General features: G+C 73.0%; 14 protein-coding genes and 1 pseudogene. 10 read left to right on the forward strand and 5 right to left on the reverse strand.

From position 1 onward, the window contains the following. Nucleotides 1-19 precede the first annotated feature (19 nt). Together ACIP93_RS14525 and treZ are read right to left on the reverse strand one after the other, a co-directional pair. Complete coding sequence (locus ACIP93_RS14525; RefSeq protein WP_401758531.1) at nt 20-1,027, reverse strand: aldo/keto reductase; 1,008 nt, start codon at nt 1,025-1,027, stop codon at nt 20-22. 86 nt (nt 1,028-1,113) lie between these two features. Continuing rightward, nucleotides 1,114-2,877 (reverse strand): malto-oligosyltrehalose trehalohydrolase, encoded by a 1,764-nt coding sequence (gene treZ, locus ACIP93_RS14530; protein ID WP_401758534.1) that lies wholly within the window; start codon nt 2,875-2,877, stop codon nt 1,114-1,116. A 341-nt stretch (nt 2,878-3,218) separates the two neighbouring features. Between treZ and ACIP93_RS14535 the strand changes: the two genes are divergently transcribed. From ACIP93_RS14535 to ACIP93_RS14545, 3 genes are all read left to right on the forward strand, one after another. Beyond that, nucleotides 3,219-3,767, forward strand: coding sequence for an FHA domain-containing protein (locus ACIP93_RS14535; RefSeq protein WP_401758537.1), 549 nt, complete (start codon nt 3,219-3,221; stop codon nt 3,765-3,767). 152 nt (nt 3,768-3,919) lie between these two features. Beyond that, complete coding sequence (locus ACIP93_RS14540) at nt 3,920-4,390, forward strand: SSI family serine proteinase inhibitor (RefSeq protein WP_401758539.1); 471 nt, start codon at nt 3,920-3,922, stop codon at nt 4,388-4,390. 118 nt (nt 4,391-4,508) lie between these two features. Then, nucleotides 4,509-6,680 carry an MMPL family transporter gene (locus tag ACIP93_RS14545; protein ID WP_401758542.1) on the forward strand — a complete coding sequence of 724 codons (2,172 nt, stop codon included), beginning with the start codon at nt 4,509-4,511 and terminating at the stop codon, nt 6,678-6,680. Between the two features lie 54 nt (nt 6,681-6,734). On the opposite strand, the gene treY is transcribed toward ACIP93_RS14545, so the two are convergent. After that, entirely contained in the window at nt 6,735-9,131 is a 2,397-nt protein-coding gene (treY, locus tag ACIP93_RS14550; protein ID WP_401758545.1) for a malto-oligosyltrehalose synthase, read from the reverse strand. 81 nt (nt 9,132-9,212) lie between these two features. Here treY and ACIP93_RS14555 point away from each other — a divergent pair, with 81 nt between their 5' ends. After that, complete coding sequence (locus ACIP93_RS14555; RefSeq protein WP_401758548.1) at nt 9,213-10,496, forward strand: MFS transporter; 1,284 nt, start codon at nt 9,213-9,215, stop codon at nt 10,494-10,496. On the opposite strand, the gene glgX is transcribed toward ACIP93_RS14555, so the two are convergent. Continuing rightward, a complete protein-coding gene (glgX, locus tag ACIP93_RS14560) occupies nt 10,481-12,613 on the reverse strand; it encodes a glycogen debranching protein GlgX (RefSeq protein ID WP_401758551.1) in 2,133 nt (710 codons plus the stop codon). The two genes, ACIP93_RS14555 and glgX, sit on opposite strands and share 16 nt — an antisense overlap. 256 nt (nt 12,614-12,869) lie before the next feature. Between glgX and ACIP93_RS14565 the strand changes: the two genes are divergently transcribed. Both ACIP93_RS14565 and ACIP93_RS14570 read left to right on the forward strand, forming a co-directional pair. Next, nucleotides 12,870-14,114: an SAV2148 family HEPN domain-containing protein gene (locus ACIP93_RS14565; protein WP_345217761.1), complete on the forward strand. Its 1,245-nt coding sequence runs from the start codon at nt 12,870-12,872 to the stop codon at nt 14,112-14,114. A gap of 151 nt (nt 14,115-14,265) precedes the next feature. Next, the gene (locus ACIP93_RS14570; RefSeq protein ID WP_401758554.1) at nt 14,266-15,006 is read left to right on the forward strand and encodes an exonuclease domain-containing protein; all 741 of its coding nucleotides are present in this window, start codon (nt 14,266-14,268) and stop codon (nt 15,004-15,006) included. A 25-nt stretch (nt 15,007-15,031) separates the two neighbouring features. On the opposite strand, the gene ACIP93_RS14575 is transcribed toward ACIP93_RS14570, so the two are convergent. After that, nucleotides 15,032-15,907, reverse strand: a complete 876-nt coding sequence (locus tag ACIP93_RS14575) for a phosphotransferase enzyme family protein (protein ID WP_401758557.1) — start codon at nt 15,905-15,907, stop codon at nt 15,032-15,034. Between the two features lie 195 nt (nt 15,908-16,102). On the opposite strand from ACIP93_RS14575, the gene ACIP93_RS14580 reads away from it, so the two are divergent. From ACIP93_RS14580 to mgt, 4 genes and pseudogenes are all read left to right on the forward strand, one after another. Beyond that, on the forward strand, nt 16,103-17,092 hold the full coding sequence (locus ACIP93_RS14580; RefSeq protein WP_401758560.1) for a carbohydrate ABC transporter permease: 990 nt from the start codon (nt 16,103-16,105) through the stop codon (nt 17,090-17,092). Next, on the forward strand, nt 17,089-17,943 hold the full coding sequence (locus tag ACIP93_RS14585) for a carbohydrate ABC transporter permease (protein ID WP_401758563.1): 855 nt from the start codon (nt 17,089-17,091) through the stop codon (nt 17,941-17,943). Before ACIP93_RS14580 ends, ACIP93_RS14585 begins: the two co-directional genes overlap by 4 nt. After that, nucleotides 17,943-19,241 carry an ABC transporter substrate-binding protein gene (locus ACIP93_RS14590; protein ID WP_401758566.1) on the forward strand — a complete coding sequence of 433 codons (1,299 nt, stop codon included), beginning with the start codon at nt 17,943-17,945 and terminating at the stop codon, nt 19,239-19,241. Before ACIP93_RS14585 ends, ACIP93_RS14590 begins: the two co-directional genes overlap by 1 nt. Further along, nucleotides 19,238-20,525 (forward strand): annotated as a pseudogene (mgt, locus tag ACIP93_RS14595) (macrolide-inactivating glycosyltransferase). The gene ACIP93_RS14590 and the pseudogene mgt overlap by 4 nt, the downstream one beginning before the upstream one ends. Nucleotides 20,526-20,636 lie beyond the last annotated feature (111 nt).

Consider the following 20,636-nt stretch of genomic DNA (forward strand, 5'->3'; position numbering starts at 1 on the left):
CCACCCCGCGTCCGGGGGTCTAGACACGCCCCTCCACGCTGTTGATCCAGTCGTACGGATACGGCACCGGCCGCGCGCTCGCCGCGTCCAGCCTCGCCACCTGCTCCGCCGTCAGCGCCCACCCGCTCGCCCCCAGGCTCTCGGTGAGCTGCTCCGCCGTGCGCGCCCCCACGATCGGCGCGGCCACCGCCTGCCGGTCCATCAGCCACCGCAGCGCCACCTGCCCCGGCATGCGCCGTGCCTCCTCGGCGACCGCGACCAGGGCGTCCACGACCCGCCAGGTCTCCTCGGTGTCCCGCTCGCCCCACGACTGGTCACCCGCCGCGTCGCGCCGCCGGGCCTCCCGTGAGCCCTCCGGGGCGGCCGGCATCGAGCGCCGGTACTTCCCGGTGAGCCAGCCGCCCTCCAGCGGGCTGAACGGGATGATCCCCAGCCCCTCCTCCGCGCACAGCGGGCCCAGCTCCCACTCCACCTCCCGGTGCAGCAGGTTGTAGAGCGGCTGGAGGGAGCTGTACGGCTCCCAGCCGTGCGCCCGCGCCACGTCCTGCGCCTTCTGCAAGCGGGACGGTGCGATGTTGCTCGCGCCCAGGTAGCGGACCTTGCCCGCCCGCACCAGGGAGTCCAGCGTCGACAGGGTCTCCTCGACCGGCGTCGTCCGGTCCCACATGTGGGTCTGGTAGAGGTCGATGTGGTCGGTGCCCAGCCGCCGCAGACTGGCCTCCACCGCCGGGACGACGTGCTTGCGGCTCAGGGAGCTGTCGTTGGCGCCCTCGCCCGTCCGCGCCCACACCTTGGTGGCGATCACCAGGTCGTCCCGGCGGCGGCCCTTCAGCCAGCGCCCGAGGACCTCCTCCGAGACGCCCCGCCCGTACATGTCGGCGGTGTCGATGAACGTGCCGCCCGCCTCCACGAACGTGTCGAGAACGCGGTGCGCCTCCCTCTCGCCGTCCCCGTCGCTGAAGATCATCGTGCCCAGGCACAGTTCGCTGACCCGCAGACCGGTGCGCCCCAGATTCCGCTGCTCCATGAGATTCCCCTCCGTGGTCCCTGGGGAGGGACCGTAGGGGCTGGAGCGCACTCCAGGTCAAGCGCCGGTGCGGCGCGGCGGGCCGCTCAGCTCCCCAGCACCACGCACGAGTGCGCCGGCAGCACCAGCACCCCGTCGCGTCCCGGCGCCTCCACCGGCTCCCACGCCGCGAGCACCCGGGTGCGTCCGTTGCGGCCGAGTCCGATGGTCGCCGGGTCCGGCGCCAGGTTCACCGCCACCCTGACGTCGCCCCTGCGGTACGCGATCCAGTTCCCCGCTCCGTGCGCCGCGTGCGCGACGCGGACCGCCGCCAGGTCCGGGTCGGACAGGTCGGGGTGCGAGCGGCGCAGGGCGATCAGCTCCCGGTGCCAGGCCAGCAGCCGGGCGTGCGGCTCGCGGTCCGGCTCCGACCAGTCCAGGCAGGAGCGCTCCCGGGTGCGCGGGTCCTGCGGGTCCGGAATGTCCTCCGCCGCCCAGCCGTGCGCCGCGAACTCCCGGCGGCGGCCGGTGCGTACCGCCTCCGCGAGCTCGGGATCGGTGTGGTCGGTGAAGAACTGCCAGGGGGTGCGCGCCCCCCACTCCTCGCCCATGAACAGCATCGGCGTGAACGGGCTCGTCAGCACCAGGGCCGCCGCGCACGCCAGCAGCCCGGGGGGCAGCGAAGCGGACAGCCGGTCGCCCACGGCCCGGTTGCCGACCTGGTCGTGCGTCTGCGCGTACCCCAGGAAGCGGTGCGCGGACGTCGTCGCCCGGTCGACCGGCCGCCCGTGCGCGCGCCCCCGGAACGACGAGTACGTGCCGTCGTGGAAGAACGCCCGGGTGAGGGTCTTCGCGAGCGCCTCCAGGGGCGCTCGCGCGAAGTCCGCGTAGTAGCCCTGCGACTCACCGGTCAGGGCGGTGTGCAGGGCGTGGTGGAAGTCGTCGTTCCACTGGGCGTGCAGACCGAGCCCGTGCGCCGCGCGCGGGGCGGTGGTGCGCGGGTCGCCGCTGTCCGACTCGGCGATCAGGAACAGCGGCCGGCCGGTCTCCGCGGCCAGCCCGTCCACGGCGGCCGACAGCTCCTCCAGGAAGTGCACCGCCCGGGTGTCGACGAGGGCGTGCACGGCGTCCAGGCGCAGCCCGTCGATCCGGTAGTCCCGCAGCCACGACAGGGCGCTCTCGCGCAGGTAGGCGCGCACCTCGTCGGAGCCGGGCGCGTCCAGGTTCACCGCCGAGCCCCACGGCGTGTGGTGGGTGTCGGTGAAGTACGGCCCGAACACCGGCAGGTAGTTGCCGGACGGGCCCAGGTGGTTGTGCACCACGTCCAGCACCACCCCCAGCCCGGCCGCGTGCGCCGCGTCCACGAACCGCTTGAGCCCGTCCGGGCCCCCGTACGGCTCGTGCACCGCCCACAGCGACACCCCCTCGTACCCCCATCCGTGGGTCCCCGGGAACGGGCACACCGGCATCAGCTCGACGTGCGTGATCCCGAGCTCCGCCAGGTGCGCGAGCCTCTTCGCGGCCGCGTCGAAGGTGCCTTCGGCGGTGTACGTGCCGATGTGCAGCTCGTACAGCACCGCACCCGACAGCGGCCTTCCGCGCCACTCCCGCGCCCATGCGTACGCCGCGTGGTCCACCACGGCGCTGTGGCCGTCGGGGCCCTCCGGCTGGCGGCGCGAGCGGGGATCGGGGCGGACCGGGCCACCGTCGAGCGAGAAGCCGTACGGGCTGCCGTGCGTGGCCTGCACCCGCGCCGACCACCAGCCGTCCCGGTCCGGATCGCGTTCCATGGGGTACGTCTGCACCTCGGCGTCCGGCAGGTGCAGCGTGACCCGCTCCTGTGCGTGCGGCGCCCACACGTCGAACAGCACTGGCGGCTCCTCTTCGTCGGCGAGCTCTGGTCGAAGACGGCTCTGTCCGGGGGAGCTCGCTCGCCCCGGGTCATATTTCAGTGCCCGTTCGAAGGTGACACAACCGGCGCGCGCGAACGCCGCAGCCGACGGCATGTCGCCGGGGCCCGTCACGGCGCGGTCTCACGGCACGGTCGCGCGGTGCGTCCCGGCGGGCCGCACGCGCCCGCCCGGCCCGGGCGGGCGACCTCCTCCGGCGCTCTCCGGCGCTCTCCGCGGGGCTCGCGGCGGCGGCCGGTGCGCGACGCCGGAATCCCCGGCCCGCTGGACACCTCGGCCGTGTCGGCCCGACAATCTCCCCTGTGACGCCCTCCTACGAGCCCCACACCTACCCGGCGCGGCTCTCCGACGCCGAACGGGACCGTGCGCTGGCCGTGCTCCGCGAGGGCGCCGCCCAGGGCAAGCTCTCGCACGAGACCTTCGTCCGCCGCATGGAACTGGCCCTCGCGGCCCGGCAGTCCGCCGACCTCGCGCTGCTCACCTCCGACCTGGACACCGAGGGCCGCTTCTCCCGCCGGATGTTCGGCGCGGTGAGCCGGGCCTCCGCCTTCACGGTGCGCCTGCGCCGGGCCTGGACCACCGAACGGCTGCCGAAGCTGCTGCTGCCGGAACCCGGCCCCACTCCGCTGCTGATCGGCCGCGACATCGGCAACGGGCTGCGGCTGAGCCACGAGACGGTCTCCCGCCGGCACGCGGAACTGCTGCGCCAGGGCGGCCTGTGGATCCTGCGCGACCTCGGCTCGACCAACGGCACCTGCGTCAACGGCCGCCGGGTGACCGGCACCGCGGTCGTCAACGACGGCGACCAGGTCAGCTTCGGCCGCATGTCCTTCCGGCTCTCGGCGAGCTGACGGCAGGACCCCACCGCCGTACGGGCCGCGCGGGTGCGCCGCCGTGGGCCGTTCGGCCCAGCGCGGGTTCAACGCCGGGCGCCCCGGTGCCGATGCACGCAGCGGTGCGGGCGACCGTCCGCGCGGCACCCGTGCACAGAACGGTGACACCCATGTCGGCAGTACGGAACGCAGCACGCAGGGCCCTCGTCGCGGCCGCCGCCTCCGCGGCCCTCTTCGCCTCCGCGGGCGGCGCCACCGCCCACGAGACCCCGGCCCAGGAGACCCCGGCCCGGACGGCCGCCGACCGGCACTCCGGCAACTGGATGCACGTGGCGGTCGTCGAGGGCGAGGACGCCCTGAGCGAGGTGCGGGGCGTCCTGCTGAGGTGCCCGTCGGCGACGGTCCCCGGGCACGAGAACGCCGCCGAGGCCTGCCGCCGGCTCGACGCCGTCGACGGGGACATCGCCAGGATCGAGCGCGCCGACGTCGTCTGCCCGATGATCTACCAGCCGGTGACGGCGATGGCGTACGGCAACTGGGACGGCCGCCGGATGGCGTTCGCCAAGACCTACCCCAACCCCTGCGTCCTGCGGGCCTCCACCGGCGCCGTCTTCACGACGGGCCACCAGTACGGGAGTTGACCCCCGGGGCCCGGCGGGGGCTGTCCCCCGCAGGGCCCTGGAGGTACTGCCAGTGACGCAGCACCACCCCCGCGACGAAGCTGAGCACGACGATCACGCTTCCACGGGAGGAGCCCTCATGCGGGGCAGCAGCAGACAACCGGTCACCGTCCGCACAGCACGGTGGTGCGCCGCGCACCCCTGGCGCGCCGTCGTCGGCTGGGTCCTCCTCGTCGTCCTGTGCGTCGGCCTCGGCTTCCTGACCGGCACCGACAAGGGCACCTTCGCCGACTTCCGGGTCGGCGAGGCCGGCCGGGCGGAGGCACTCGCGGCGGACGCGAAGCTGACCCCGGCACCGGTGGAGAAGTTACTGATCACCGGAGACGGGGGCGAGCCCGCCGCCGCCGACCTGGACCGCCGGATGCGCGACCTGCCCGCGGTCATCGGCGTGGCCGCCCCGGTCCGCTCCGCGAACGGCGACTCCCTCCTGATCACCGTCACCCTCAGGGGTGACAGGGAGACCGCCAAGAAGGACGTCGGCGCACTGCTGGCACAGACCGCCGCCGTCCAGAAGGCCCACCCCGGGCTCCGCGTCGAGCAGACCGGCAGCGCCTCCGTCTCCGACGGGATCAACGACCGGCAGAGCAAGGACCTCCAGCGCACCGAGATGATCAGCCTCCCGGTGACCTTCCTGATCCTGCTCGTCGTCTTCGGCGCGGTGCTCGCCGCCGGAATCCCCGTCCTGCTCGCCCTGCTCGCCTTCGCCGGGGCGGTCGGCCTGTACGGACCCGCCTCCTGGCTCTTCCCCGACGCGGGCGGCGCCGCCCTCAGTGTGATCTTCATGCTGGGCATGGCGGTCGGCGTCGACTACTCGCTCTTCTACCTCAAGCGGGTCCGCGAGGAACGCGAAAGGTCCGGCGGAGCCCTCAGCCACGCCGCCGCCGTCGAGCTGGCCGCCGCCACCTCGGGCCGCGCCGTCGTCGAATCCGGACTCGCCGTCGCCCTCTCCCTCGGCGGCCTCTACCTGATGGACGACGTGATCTTCTCGTCCATCGCCACCGGCGCCATCCTCGTCACCCTGGTCGCCGTCGGCAGCTCGCTCACGATCCTGCCCGCCCTGCTCGCGGGGCTCGGCCCCCGGGTCGACGGCCGCAAGGGACGCGCCGACCGCCGTTCCGGCCACAGCAGGGCCTGGACCGCCCTGCTGCGCCCCGTGCTGCGCCGCCCCCTCGCCACCCTGCTCGTCGGCCTCGCGGCGACCGCGGCGCTCGCCCTGCCCGCCCTGAACATGAAGCTCGGCACCGAGGGCAAGGAGACCTTCCCCGACAGTGTGCCCGCCGTCGCCTCCTACGACCGGCTCACCGCGGCCTTCCCCGGCCAGGGCGCCGCCCACCTCGTCGTCGTCCGCACCGACCCGGCGCACGCCGACGCCGCCGGGCAGGCCCTGCGCGCCCTCGCCGACCGGACCCAGGGCGACCCCCTGTTCGTACGACAGGGCCCCCCGCTCCTGAGGACCGCGGCGGACGGGCGGACCGCGCTGCTGGAACTTCCCGTTCCGCACGCCCAGAACTCGCCCGCGGGACTGCGCTCGCTGGAGCGGCTGCGCGCCGAGCTGATCCCGGCCACCGTCGGCGCGGTGCCCGGCGCGCAGGTCGCCGTCAGCGGTGAGATCGCCGGTGGCGTCGACTACGCCGAGCACCAGTCGGAACACCTGCCCCGGGTGATCGTCTTCGTGTCGCTGGCCTGCCTCGCCGTGATGTACGCGGCCTTCCGTTCCGTGGTCCTCGCGGTGCTGGGCGTCGTGCTCAACCTGGCGGCGGTGCTGGTCTCCTGGGGCGTGCTGACCCTGGTCTTCCAGGGCGCCTGGGCCGAGGGCCTGCTCGGCTTCGAGTCCTTCGGGTTCGTCGGCTCGCGCACCCCGCTGATGGTGTTCGCCATCCTGGTCGGGCTCTCCACGGACTACCAGATCTTCGTGGTCAGCCGGATCCGGGAGGCCGTCCTGCGCGGGGCGCCCACCCGGCAGGCGGTGGTGGACGGCATCGCGGGCTCGGCGGGCGTGGTGACCAGCGCCGCCGTGATCATGGTGTCGGTGTTCGTCAGCTTCCTGTTCATCGACCGTATCGAGATGAAGCAGCTCGCCGTGGGCCTGACGGTGGCGGTCCTCTTCGACGCGGTGGTGCTGCGCGCCCTGATCCTGCCGTCGGCACTGGCGCTGCTGGGGGAGCGGACCTGGTGGCCGGTGCGGGTCCCGGCCCGGGGCGTGCGGGAGCCGCGGCGACCGGTCCCGTACGAGAAGCCCGTCCGGCTCTGACGACCGGCGGCGGGGCCGGGGCGGACGCACCCCCGGCCCCGCCGCCCGCGTGCCTCAGGAAGCGCCGCCCGCCGCCCGCACCAACAGCGCCACCGGCCGCTCCGAGAACAGCTCCCGCAGCGGCACCGCCCCCTCGAACTCCCGGCCGCCGCCCAGCCGGTCGGCCCACCGGCCCGCGGGCAGGGACAGCACCGTGTCCCGCCAGCCGCCCGCCTCCGCGAGCCGCAGCGACAGACGCGTCACGGCGGTCACCGTCTCCCCGGAACGGGCGAACGCCACACAGTGCCGGGCCGCGGCGCCCGAGACCGGCAGCGGGGCGTACGTGGCGCTCTCGCCGAAGACCTCGGGCCGCTCCCGGCGCAGCGTGAGGGCGGTCGTCGTCAGGTGCAGCTTCTCGTCGTCGAGGGTGCCGCCGGTGGGCGCGTCCGCGAGGGCGTCCGGGTCGAGGGCGACCGGCCGGCGGTTGTCCGGGTCGACCAGGGCCAGGTACTCGCGCTCGGTGCCCTGGTACAGCTCCGGCACCCCCGGCATCGTCAGGTGCAGCAGCGCGGCGCCCAGCGCGTTCGCCCGCGTGTGGGGCGCCAGCTCGCGCGAGAAGAGCGCGAGTTCGTGCTGTGCGCTCCCGCACGGCCCGGAGCGCACGAACGTCTCCAGGGCCTGTTCGTAGCCCGCGTCCTGCTCGGTCCAGCTCGTGTGCAGGCCCGCCTCGCGGGCGGCCTTCAGCAGGGCGGGAACGAGCCGGTCGGGGCCCGCGTCCGGGACGGCCGCGGCCGTCTGCCAGGCCGTCCACGCCGCGTGCGGGTCCGGTGCGACGGCCGTCTGCGCCCAGCGCCGCAGCAGGCCCGCCCAGCGCTGCGGGCACTCGGTCAGCACCGCGAGCCGTGCCCGTACGTCCGCGCTGCGCTTGGTGTCGTGCGTGGACAGCACGGTGCCGGTGGCCGGCCAGTCGCGGGCCAGGCGCGCGCAGAACGCGTGGAACTCGTCCGGCGACACCGCGGGCCGCCCCGGGTCCCCGCCCACCTCCGCCGCCGACAGCAGCGGCGTGTAGCGGTAGAAGGCGGTGTCCTCCACCGACTTGGCGCGCAACGCCGACGAGGTCTGCGCGAACCGGGCGCAGAAGGCCCGGTGGTCGGGCCCCGACCCCAGCCGCCCCAGCGCCAGCTCCCGTACGACGTCCACCGCCGTCGCCTCCTCCGGCACGGAGAACGCCGCCTTCGCCTCGCGCACCGCCTCCGGCGGCAGCGTCGCCTCCGCCTCCTCGGGGGTGGGGCCGCCCGCCGCCACGTAGGGGCGGTACACGGGCATCCGTACCAACAGCTCGTGCAGGGCGGTGTGCAGTGCCCACGGGGCGTGGTCCCGCAGGGCGGGGTCGGCGGCGCAGATCCGGCCGGCCGCCCGCACCAGGAAGGCGGACTCGGCGGCCAGTTCGTGCGTGAGCACCCGGTGCGCGGCGCGGCGCACGGTGGCCGCCCAGTAGCCGCCCCGGTCGCCGGGCGGATCGGCGAAGGCCCGGTACAGCTCGGTCAGTTCGTCGGCGCCCGTGGGATCGTTGAACAATCCGTCGATCCGGTGCAGGGCGTCGTAACCGGTGGTGCCTGCCACCGGCCAGTCGGCGGGCAGCCGTTCGTCGCCGGTGAGGATCTTCTCCACCACCGTCCACACCGGGCCCTCCAGGCCCTCCTCGGTGGCCCGTGCCAGCCGGCGCAGGTAGTCGCCGGGCGCGGCGAGGCCGTCCGGGTGGTCGATCCGCAGCCCCTCCACGACGCCGTCGCGCACGAGCTGGAGGATCTTCGCGTGCGAGGCGGCGAACACCTCGGGGTCCTCCACCCGCACCCCGATGAGGTCGGAGATGGTGAAGAACCGGCGGTAGTTCAGCTCGGTGCGCGCCAGCCGCCACCAGGCGAGCCGGTACCACTGGGCGTCGAGGAGCTCCGGCAGCGGCAGCTTCCCGGTGCCTTCGCGCAGGGGGAAGGCGTGGTCGTGGTAGCGCAGCTCCCCGTCCGTCACGGACAGGTGCTCCAGCTCCTCGCCGAGTCTGCCGCCCAGGACCGGCAGCAGGATCTTGCCGTCGCCGCCCTCCCAGTCGAGGTCGAACCAGCCCGCGTACGGCGACGCGGGACCCTCCCGCAGCACCTCCCACAGCGGCACGTTGAGCCGTTCGGGTGCGGGGACGGCCATGTGGTTGGGGACGATGTCCAGGACCAGGCCGAGCCCGTGCGCGCGGGCCGTGCGGGAGAGCGCCCTGAGGCCCTCCTCACCGCCCAGCTCGGCGCGCACGCGCGCGTGGTCCACCACGTCGTACCCGTGCGTGGAACCGGGCACTGCTTCCAGCACCGGGGACAGGTGCAGGTGGGAGACCCCGAGGGCGGCCAGGTACGGCACCGCTTTCTCGGCGGCCGAGAAGGGGAAGTCGGGCTGCAACTGGAGGCGATAGGTGGAGGTCGGCGTCATGCGAACGTACGTACCCGGATTCGGAGCTTCTGTGTCATCGACCCATGCGTCCACTTGGGTGCACGGGGCTAATTTCACCTGATGGCTTCAGAGACCGAGACACCGAAGAAGAGGGAAGGTTCAGGCGCTCTGCGGACGTACCGGAGGAGCTATCGCGAGGCGATGGCGCTCACCGGCCCTGTACTGCCCCTGGTGTCCTTCCTCGGAAGGCTCCCGCTGGCCATGTGCCAGCTCGGCACGCTCCTGCTGGTCGCCGAGACCAGCGGCAGCCTCGGCACCGCCGGACTCGTCGGCGGCGCCCTGGCGGCCGGACAGACCGTCGGCGGGCCTCTGCTCGGCCGGGCCGCCGACCGGCGCGGACAGCGGCTTGTGGTGCTCTGCGCGACCCTCGTCAACGCCGTCGCCGTCACCGCGCTGGTGCTCGCCGCGCTCGCCGGGACCGGCACCTGGCCGCTCGCGCTGGTCGCCGTGGTGGCGGGGGCCTCGGTGCCGCAGATCGGCCCGATGTCCCGCACCCGCACCCTGGCCCTGGCCCGCCGCGAGGGCGCGGACGACCGCCTCGTCGGCACGGTGCTCTCCTTCGAGGGCACCCTCGACGAGGTCACCTTCGTCCTCGGTCCGGCCCTGGTGGGCCTCGCCGTCGCCGTCGCGCACCCCGCCGCCGCCCTGCTCGGCGCGGCCGCGCTCCTCGCCGTCTGCGGTACGTGGTTCGCCCTGCATCCGACGGCGGCCCTGCTGCGCCCCGCCGCGCACACCGCATCCGGCGAACGTACGAAGATCACCGGAACGGTGTACGCCCTGCGGCTCGCGATGGCCCTCCAGGGCGCCGTGTTCGGGGCGTCCCAGGCGGGCATCACCGCCCTCACGGAGGATCTCGGCAAGCCCGAACAGGCGGGGCTGGTGTACGCCGCGATGGGCGTCATGAGCGCCGTCGCCGGGTTCTCCATGGCCGCCGTCCCGGCGAGCGTGGGCCTGAGCACCCGCTGGCGGACCGCCACCGCCGCCCTGGTGGTGCTCTCGGTGCCGCTCCTGTTCGTGTCGCAGTTGTGGCCGCTGTACGCCGTCGTGGTCGTCCTGGGGGTCGCCTGCGCCCCCAACATGATCACGATCTTCGGGCTCACCGAACGCGCCGTCCCGGCGGGCAGGCTCGCCGAGTCCATGGCGTACCTGATGAGCGGCATCGTCGGCGGCCAGGCGCTCGCCCTGGCGCTCTCCGGCCGCCTCGCCGAGTCCAGCGGGCCGCCCGCCGCCTTCGCGGTGGTGACCGGCGCGGCGGTCCTGTGCGCGGCCCTGTCCTGGGCGGTACGCCCCCGGGCGGGCCGGGGGCGTACCGCGGGCGACAGGAGCCGTCAGGCGGGGCGCTGAAGCACCGTCAGGCACCGGCCGACGAGCGTGAGGTGCTCGCCCGCGTCGAGCTTCGCGCCGGCGCCGGGCGGCACCCCGTCCTCCCGCGCGGTGTCCACCACGACCTCCCACTGCTGCCCGTGGTCGACCGGGACCCGGAATTCCAGGGTCTCCGCGCTGGCGTTGAACATCAGCAGGAACGAGTCGTCCGAGATGCGCTCGCCGCGCGGGCCGGGCTCCGAGATGGCCTCGCCGTTGAGGAACACGGTCAGCGCCTTGGCGTGCGCGGCCTCCCAGTCCTCGTGCGTCATCTCCTCGCCCTCCGGCGTGAACCACGCGATGTCGGAGAGCTCGTCCTGCGTGCCGCGCACCGGACGCCCGTGGAAGAAGCGCCGGCGCCGGAAGACGGGATGGTCGCGCCGCAGCGCCACCATGGCGCGCGTGAACTGCAGCAGGGTGCCGTCCTCGGTCTTGTTCCCCTCCTCGTCGGGGCCCGGCCACGGCACCCAGGAGATCTCGTTGTCCTGGCAGTAGGCGTTGTTGTTGCCTCCTTGCGTGCGCGCGAACTCGTCGCCGTGACTGAGCATCGGCACGCCCTGCGACAGCATCAGCGTCGCCATGAAGTTGCGCATCTGCCGCTGCCGCAGCGCCAGGATCTCCGGATCGTCGGTGGGGCCCTCCGCACCGCAGTTCCAGGACCGGTTGTGGCTCTCGCCGTCCCGGTTGCCCTCGCCGTTGGCACTGTTGTGCTTGTCGTTGTACGCCACCAGGTCGTGCAGGGTGAAGCCGTCGTGGCAGGTGGTGAAGTTGATCGAGGCGAGCGGTCGCCGGCCGTCGTCCTGGTAGAGGTCCGAGGACCCCGTCAGGCGGCCCGCGAACTCCGCGATCGTCCGCGGCTCGCCGCGCCACATGTCGCGCACGGTGTCCCGGTACTTGCCGTTCCACTCCGTCCACAGCGGCGGGAAATTGCCCACCTGGTAGCCGCCCTCGCCGACGTCCCACGGCTCGGCGATCAGCTTGACCTGGCTGACCACCGGGTCCTGCTGCACCAGGTCGAAGAACGAGGACAGCCGGTCCACCTCGTGGAACTGCCGGGCCAGGGTCGCCGCCAGGTCGAAGCGGAAGCCGTCCACCCGCATCTCGGTCACCCAGTACCGCAGCGAGTCCATGATCAGTTGGAGGACGTGCGGGGAACGCATCAGCAGCGAGTTGCCGGTGCCGGTGGTGTCCATGTAGTACTTCGGGTCGTCCGCGAGCCGGTAGTACTGCGCGTTGTCCAGGCCCCGGAAGGACAGCGTCGGCCCCAGGTGGTTGCCCTCCGCCGTGTGGTTGTAGACGACGTCGAGGATCACCTCGATGCCCGCTTCGTGCAGCGCCTTGACCGCCGTCTTGAACTCCAGCACCTGCTCGCCCCGGTCGCCCCAGGACGCGTAGCTGTTGTGGGGGGCGAAGAAGCCGATGGTGTTGTAGCCCCAGTAGTTGTTCATGCCCGCGTCGACGAGCCGGTGGTCGTTGACGAACTGGTGCACCGGCATCAGCTCCAGAGCCGTCACCCCCAGTTCCACCAGATGGCTGATGATCGCCGGGTGCGCCAGCGCCGCGTAGGAGCCGCGCAGCTCGTCGGGCAGGTCCGGATGGAGCATCGTGAGGCCCTTGACGTGCGCCTCGTACAGGATGGTGTGGTGGTACGCCGTACGGGGCGGCCGGTCGTCGCCCCAGTCGAAGTACGGGTTGACCACCACCGACGTCATGGTGTGCGGGGCGGAGTCCTGGTCGTTGCGGTCGTCCGGCTTGCCGAAGTGGTAGCCGTACACCGCCTCGCCCCACTCGATCTCCCCGCTGATCGCTTTCGCGTACGGGTCGAGCAGGAGCTTCGCGGAGTTGGCCCGCTGCCCCTGGGAGGGGTCGTACGGGCCGTGGACGCGGTAGCCGTAGCGCTGGCCCGGCATGATGCCGGGCAGATAGGCGTGCCGTACAAAGGCATCGCTCTCCCGCAGCTCGACGGCGGTCTCCGAACCGTCGTCGTGCAACAGGCACAGTTCAATGCGTTCGGCGGCCTCCGAGAAGACCGCGAAATTCGTTCCGGCGCCGTCATAAGTGGCGCCCAGGGGATAAGCCTCTCCCGGCCAGACCTGCATGCGATCGACTCTTCCACTTCTGATCCGGGTGGTGCGGAACAACGGGGGGACGGACGAGCGAGTGACGAACGAGGTGCCGTAGCGTCAGATCTTCCCCCGAATCGTGCCGCAATGCGGCTCATTCGGAGGGTGGTTGTGGCCGTCTGGGGGAACGGCTGCACCGGGTGCCCCTCCCGGAGTACCCTTCCTTGATCGTCGGCGGAGTGCCGGACGACGGGCGGACAGCGGTCGAAGGCAGGCAGAAGGCGGTGCGTGGGTGAGCTCGGGAGGGCTGGAGCTACCCCCAGGTGACACGGGTCACGAGGGGGGCTCGGGCGACATCCCGCCCGGTACGGTCTCGCTCGCGCGGCCGATGGAGATCGGCGCGGAACTGGACTGGGGCACGGACGCCTGGAGCGAGGTCCGTACGCGCGCGCAGCGGGCCGGCCGCGCCTACATCTGGCTCAACCTGGTCGAGCAGCGCATGCGCGCCGTCGTCGCCGCCGTCCTGCGCCCGGTGTACGAACCCGTGCACGGCGACGAGTGGGTGGTGGCCGCCGCCGGGCCCGCCGGACAGGAGTGGGTGCAGCGCGCCGTCGCGGTGCGCGAGGTGAGCCGCCGCAAGGGGTACCTGCTGGACCCCGCCGACGACAACGTGCTGAGCTTCCTGACCCTGCCGCAGTTGCGCGAGCTGATGGTGCAGCACTGGCCGTGCTTCGAGCCGTACTACGACGACCGGCGCGACGTCGAGCTGGCGCTGGACGAGCTGGAGGTCACCCGCAACGTCGTCTCCCGCAACCGCGCCCTGTCGGAGACCGTCCTCGCCCAGGCGGAACGGGCCTCGGCGCGGCTGCTGGAGATCCTCGGCGCGGGCTCGGGCGCGCCGGCGGCGGACCGGCTGCCCGTCGACGCGGTCGAGGACCTGGTGGGCGACCGGTACGCGGACGTCGTCTCCGTGCACCCCGACCGGGTGCGGCTCCAGCGGCAGCTGCCCGCCGAGGACCTCTTCGGCGGGGCGCGGCGGGTCGACGCCATCGGGATAGGCCTCAACCTGCTGGTGCAGAACTTCTCCGGGCGCCGCCTGGTGCGGCTCGCGGAGGCGGGCTGCCGGGTGCGGCTGCTGTTCCTCAACCCGGCCAGCAGCTCGGTGAAACGCCGCGAGCGGGAACTGGGGCTGCGCAAGGGCGAGCTGAGCCGCTCCGTCGAGATGAACATCCTGCACGTGCGGCGGGTGCGGGCCAGTCTGCGCGACCCCGGGGCCTTCCAGATCCAGGTCTTCGACGAGACGCCGCGCTTCACCGCCTACCTGGTGGACGGGGACGGGCCCGGCGGGCTCGCGGTGGTGCAGTCGTACCTGCGGCGGGCGCGCGGCATGGAGGCCCCCGTGCTGGTGCTGCGCGGCGGCGGGCGGGGCGGGCGCGACGGGGTGGTGCGGCACGGGCAGGACACCGAGGCCGGGCTCTTCGAGACGTACCGCGAGGAGTTCGAGTCGGTCTGGACGGACTCGCGGCCGGTCTCCTGATCCCGTTCGGCGTACGCCCCGTCCGGGGCTCCGCCCCGGGCGCGCTCCCCGTCCGGCGCGCCCCGCGGGAACGATCTCCGGGGCCGCGTTGTCAGTGCTGCGTGCGAGGGTGGTTCTCCGTCGGGGGAGAACACTCAAGGAGGCCCGGGACATGGGATGGCACGGGGAATCGCTGGTCGGCTTCGACCTGGAGACCACGGGTACGGAACCGCTGGAGTCACGCATCGTGACCGCGGCCGTGGTGGAGGTGCGGGGCGGGGAGGTGGTGGAGCGGCGGCTGTGGCTGGCCGATCCGGGCATCCGGATTCCGGACCAGGCGACGGCGATACACGGCATCAGCAACGAGCGCGCGAGCGCGGACGGCCGCCCGGCCCGTGAAGTCGCGGACGAGGTCGCCGACGTCCTGGTCGGGCACTGGGCGAAGGGCGTGCCGGTCGTCGCGTACAACGCGGCCTTCGACCTGACGCTGCTCTCCGCCGAACTGGCCCGGCACGGGCTGCCCGCGCTCGGCGACCGGCTCGCCGCGCACACGGGGGAGCAGGGCATCGGGCCGGTCGTCGACCCGCTCACCATCGACCGGGCCGTCGACCGCTACCGGCGCGGCAAGCGCACCCTCGAAGCGGTCTGCGTGGAGTACGGGGTGGAGCTGGCCGGGGCGCACGAGGCGTCGGCGGACGCCCTCGCCGCGGTGCGGGTGGCGATCGCGATAGCCGAGCGGCACCCCACGATCGCCGGACTCGGCCTGCCGGAACTGCACCAGGAACAGGTGCGGTGGTACGCGGACTGGGCCGTCGGCTTCCAGGAGTTCCTCCGGAAGAAGGGCACCGCCGATGCCGTCATCGACCCCGCCTGGCCGCTGCGCGCGCCGGGCCCGCCCCCCGCGCGGAGCTGACCGGGCCGCGCGGCCGCCGGACCCCTCAGAACGGGTACCAGCGCACCTGCGGGTCGTTGTCCCGCAGCGAGCGCACCCGGCGGCGGAACTCCGCGAGCGCCTTCGGGTTGGTGGGCGCGTGCTGGGCCACCCAGGCGCAGCTCGCCGTCTCCCGGGCGCCGCGCAGCACCGTCCAGCCGTCCCACTCGCGCACGTCCCAGCCGTAGGCGGCGACGAAGGCGTCGTAGCGCTCCTCGGGCAGCCCGTAGCGGTCCAGGGACAGCGCCATCACCACCAGGTCGTGCTCCCGGAAGTCCGAGGAGAAGGTCTCCAGGTCGACCAGGACCGGGCCGTCGGGCCCGACCATGACGTTGCGGGGCAGCGCGTCCCCGTGGATCGGCCCCTGCGGCAGGTGCGGCACGAGGGCCGCGGCGGAGGCGGCGAAACCGTCCCTGCGGCCCCGCAGGTACACCGCGTCCTCGGGGTCGATGGCGTCGCCCGCGAGCCGCAGCCACCGTTCGACCCCGTCCAGCAGGTCCCGGGGCGGCAGTGCGAACGGCGGGGCGGGCAGCGCGTGCACCAGGTTGAGCAGCTCGGCCACGTCCCGCGGCTCCGAGGGCCGTACGGCGTCCGGCAGCCGGTGCCACAGCGTCACCGGGTGGCCGTCCACCAGCCACGGCTTCCCGGCGGCGGGCCGCACGGCCGGAACGCCGACGTCCGCCAGCCAGGCGCCGACCGCCAGTTCGCGCTTCGCACGGGCGGCCAGGTCGGGGGAGCCCCGGCCGACCTTGGCCACGAAGGACCCGTCCGCACCCTCGGGACGCTCCACCGCGAACACCGCGTTCTCCCCCAGGGACACCAGTTCCGCCCCCGCGCCGAGGCCGGTGGCCTCCAGCACCTCGCGTGCGCGCTTCTCGTCCATCGTCGTGCTTCTCCCGTGTGCCCGGTGGTGTCCGTTCGGCCCGCCTTCCCGCGGCGGCGAATCCGACAAAGTCTCGCATCCGTGCAGGTTGGCTTGACGAACCCACGGGGCGACAGCACGATGACGGATGCCGCTCGACGGTCAGAACCGTACAAAGAGCCCGAAGTGAGCAGACTGCCCGAAGGAGCCGCATCCGTGTCACTGCCGACCGCGCAGGGGCAGTCCGGGAAACCGCGCCGGGGGAGCCACGGGAACCGGGACAGCCGGGACAGCCGGGACAGGAGGGGGCGGCGGAGGCCGGGCGGCGACGGCCGGGGGACCGACTTCGGGACCTGGTTCCTGGTCCTGCCCGCGCTGATCCCCATCCTGGTCCTCAGCGTCGGCCCGCTGCTCTACGGCATCGCCCTCGCCTTCACCGACTCCCAGTCGGGCCGCACCGCCCCCACCCAGTGGACCGGCACGCTGAACTTCTCCGACCTGCTGCACGACACCCTCTTCTGGGACTCCTTCCGGATCGGCCTGCTCTGGGCGGTCGGCGTCACGGTCCCGCAGTTCCTGCTGGCCCTGGGCCTGGCCCTGCTGCTCAACCAGAACCTCCGCTTCCGCTGGCTGGCGCGGGCGCTCGCCATCGTCCCGTGGGCGATGCCCGAGGTCGTCGTCGGCATCATGTGGCGGCTCGTCTACAACCCCGACGCCGGCATCCTCAACGAGACCCTGCGCGGCCTGGGCCTGGGGGACGGCCGCGACTGGCTCACCGGTCTGGCCACCGCCCTGCCCGCCGTGATCCTCGTGGGCATCTGGGCCGGCATGCCGCAGACCACCGTCGCCCTCCTCGCCGGACTCCAGAACACCCCGCACGAACTCCACGAGGCCGCCGCCCTCGACGGAGCCGGCGCCTGGCGCCGCTTCCGCGCCGTCACCTGGCCCGCCCTGAAGCCGATCGCGCTGTCGATCACCGCGCTCAACTTCATCTGGAACTTCAACTCCTTCGCCCTGGTCTACGTCCTGACCAGCGGCGGGCCCGGCGGCCGCACCCGGCTGCCGATGCTCTTCGCGTACGAGCAGGCGTTCCGCTACGGCCAGTTCGGCTATGCCGCGGCCATGGGCTGCGTCATGGTCGCGGTCGTCTCCGTGCTCCTCGCCGTGTTCCTGGTGGGCCGACTCAAGGGAGGCGACGACACATGAGCCTCTCCTCGGGACCCATGCGCACCGGCGGGCCCGCCCGCGCCGGCCAGTACCTCGCGCTCCTCGCCTATCTGGTCTTCCTCGCGTTCCCGTTCCTCTGGCTGATCTCGACCTCCTTCAAGTCGCCCCGAGAGCTGGGCGACCTGCACCCCACCTGGATCCCCAAGGACCCGGGCCTGGACAACTTCCGGCAGGCCTTCGAGGAGCAGCCGCTGCTGGAGGCCGCCGGGAACAGCCTGCTCGCCGCGCTCGCCGCCGCCCTGATCGCCGTGGTCGTCGCCACCCCGGTGGCCTTCGTGACGGCCCGGTACCGCTCCCGGCTCACCGCCGCCGCCACCGGGTGGGTCGTGGTCAGCCAGGCGTTCCCGTTCGTACTGGTGATCATCCCGCTGTTCCTGATCCTGAAGAACCTGCACCTGGTCAACTCGCTGCCCGGCCTGGTCATGGTGTACGTCGTCTGGTCGCTGCCCTTCGCGCTGTGGATGCTCGTCGGATACGTCCGTGCCGTTCCGCGCGAGCTGGAGGAGGCGGCGGCGGTCGACGGCGCGAGCCGTTTCCGTACGCTCGTCTCGGTCACGGCGCCGCTGCTGACGCCCGGGCTGGTCGCCACCGCGCTGTTCGCGTTCATCACCGCGTGGAACGAGTTCTTCTTCGCGCTCGTCCTGCTCAAGTCCCCGGAGAAGCAGACCTTGCCGGTCGTCCTCACCCACTTCATCGGCGCGGAGGGGGCGGCCGACCTCGGGCCGCTGGCCGCGGCCGCGTTCCTCGCCACCCTCCCCTCCCTGGTGGTCTTCGCGGTCATCCAGAAGCGGATCACGGGCGGCATGCTGGCCGGGGCGGTGAAGAGCTGATGCGCACCTTCCGTACGCTCGCGGTTCTGGCGGCGTCCGCCCTGCTGCTCACCGGCTGCGCGCAGGCCGAGCGCGGGCCCGACAAGGACGGCGTGGTCCGCCTCCGCTTCCAGTCGCTGGCCTGGCAGAAGGAGTCCGTCGCCATCAACAAGCAGTTGGTGAAGGAGTGGAACGCGGCCCACCCCAAGGTCCGGATCGACTACGTCCAGGGCAGTTGGGACAGCGTCCACGACCAGCTCCTCACCTCCTTCGAGGGCGGCGAGGCGCCCGACATCATCCACGACGCGTCCGACGACCTCGCCGACTTCTCCTACGGCGGCCACCTCGCCGACCTGACGAAGCTGCTGCCCGCCCGCCTCAAGGCCGACATCCCGCAGCGGAGCTGGGACACGACCACCTTCGACGGGAAGGTGTACGGAGTCCCCTTCCTCCAGGAACCCCGCGTCCTGATGGCCAACGAGAAGCTCCTCAAGGCCTCCGGCGTCCGCGTGCCCACCCCCGAACAGCCGTGGAGCTGGGCGGAGTTCCGCCAGGTGGCCAAGAAGCTCACCGCCGACATGGGCAGGGGCAGGTACGGCGTCGCCTGGCCGCTCAAGGAACCGGTCTCCGCCGCTCTCAACCTGGGCCTGTCGGCAGGCGGCGAACTCTTCGGCAGGGGCTCGGACGGCAAGGTGAAGATCCGCTTCACCGACGCCGACGCGGTCGTCCCCGGCACCGTCCGCGCCCAGGTCAACACGGACGGCTCCGCCTCCGCCGCGACCCTCGGCATGGGCGGCTCCGACACCCTCCCCGGCTTCTTCGGCGGCAAGTACGCGATGGTCCCGCTCGGCTTCTCCTACCGCCAGCAGATCGCGCAGCAGGCCCCCGAGGGCTTCTCCTGGAAGGTGCTCCCGGCGCCGGCGGGCCGGGACGGGCTCGCGCAGGGCGTCAGCCCGCAGACGCTTTCGGTCGCCGAGGACAGTCCGTTCAAGAAGCAGGCGGTGGAGTTCATCGACTTCTTCCTGGCCCCGGACAACATGACCCGCCTCGCCAAGGGCGACTGGATGCTCCCCACCGGCGAAAAGGCCCTCAAGGACCCGTCCCTGCGCACGCCCGAGGACGGCTGGGCCACCGGAGCCGCCCTCGCCGCCCACCTGCGGTCGGCCCCCGCGCAGTCCGTGCGCGGCTACCCGGAATGGAAGGACAAGGTCGCCACCCCCGCCTACCAGGAGTTCTACAGCGGCGCGATCGACGAGGCGCAACTGCGCCAACGCCTGGAGAGGGACGGCAACCTGGTGCTCGCCCGCTACCAGCGCTGACCCTTCCCGCACAAGAAGCGGCCGCGCGCCCTCGATATCACTTGCACGAGACGTATCGTCTCGCGTACGGTCCGGAGCATGACCGCCACGCCGCGCGCCGCCGCGCACATCGTCATGTTCTCCGTCGCCTTCCCCGGCCACGTCAACCCGAGCCTCGAAGTCATCCGTGAACTGGTCGCCCGCGGCCACCGGGTGAGCTACGCGATCCCGGAGACCTACGCGGAGAAGATCGCCGCGACCGGCGCCGAGCCGGTGATCTACACCTCGACCCTCCCCGACGAGGGCGCCGACCCCGAGGTCTGGGGCACCGAACTCGTCGACAACCTGGAGCCCTTCCTGGAGAACGGCATCCAGGCCCTCCCGCAGTTGATCAAGGCCTTCGAGGGGGAGCGGCCCGATCTGGTCATCCACGACATCACCGGCTACCCGGCCCCGATCCTCGCCCGCCGCTGGGGCGTCCCGGCCATCTCGCTGTCGCCCAACATGGTCGCCTGGCAGGGCTACGAGGAAGAGGTCATGAAGCCCATGTACGAGGGCCTCCTGGCGTCCGAGCGCGGCCAGGCGTACCTGAACCGCTTCCGCGACTGGCTGCGGGAGAACGACATGCCGGCGGACGACTTCTTCTCCTTCGTCGCCCCCACCCGCTCCCTCGTCCTCATCCCCAGGGCGCTCCAGCCGAACGCCGACCGGGTCGACACGGCCGTCCACACCTTCGTCGGCGCCTGCCAGGGCGAGCGTGCCGACCAGGGGGAGTGGCACCGTCCGGCCGGCGCCGGGAAGGTCGTCCTGGTCTCCCTCGGCTCCTCCTTCACCAAGCAGCCCGCCTTCTACCGCGAGTGCCTGAGGGCCTTCGGCGATCTGCCCGGCTGGCACCTGGTGCTCCAGATCGGCAGGTTCGTCGAGGAGGCCGAACTCGGCGAGATCCCCGTCAACGTGGAAGTGACCCGCTGGGCACCGCAGTTGGCCATCCTCAAGCAGGCCGACCTGTTCGTCACGCACGCCGGTGCGGGCGGCAGCCAGGAGGGCCTCGCCACCGCCACCCCGATGATCGCGGTCCCGCAGGCCGTCGACCAGTTCGGCAACGCCGACATGCTCCAGGGGCTCGGCGTCGCCCGGCGCATCGACACCGAGGACGCCACCGCCGAACTCCTGCGCACCACCGCCGAGTCGCTCGTGTCGGACCCGGACGTCGCGCGGAAGCTGGCCGGCATCGCGGCCGAGATGGCACAGGAGGGCGGCACCCGGCGCGCCGCCGACCTCATCGAGGCGGAACTCCCGGCATGACGCGGTGAATTCCCGCTCGGTCCGCTTTCCCGCTCTGCGAATCCCGCCCTTCACCGACGCGTATGCGGAGAACATCTGAAGAAACGAAGGAGCCCGCCCCTCGCGACATTC

Source organism: Streptomyces sp. NPDC088745, assembly GCF_044751045.1.
Lineage (GTDB): Bacteria > Actinomycetota > Actinomycetes > Streptomycetales > Streptomycetaceae > Streptomyces > Streptomyces cremeus.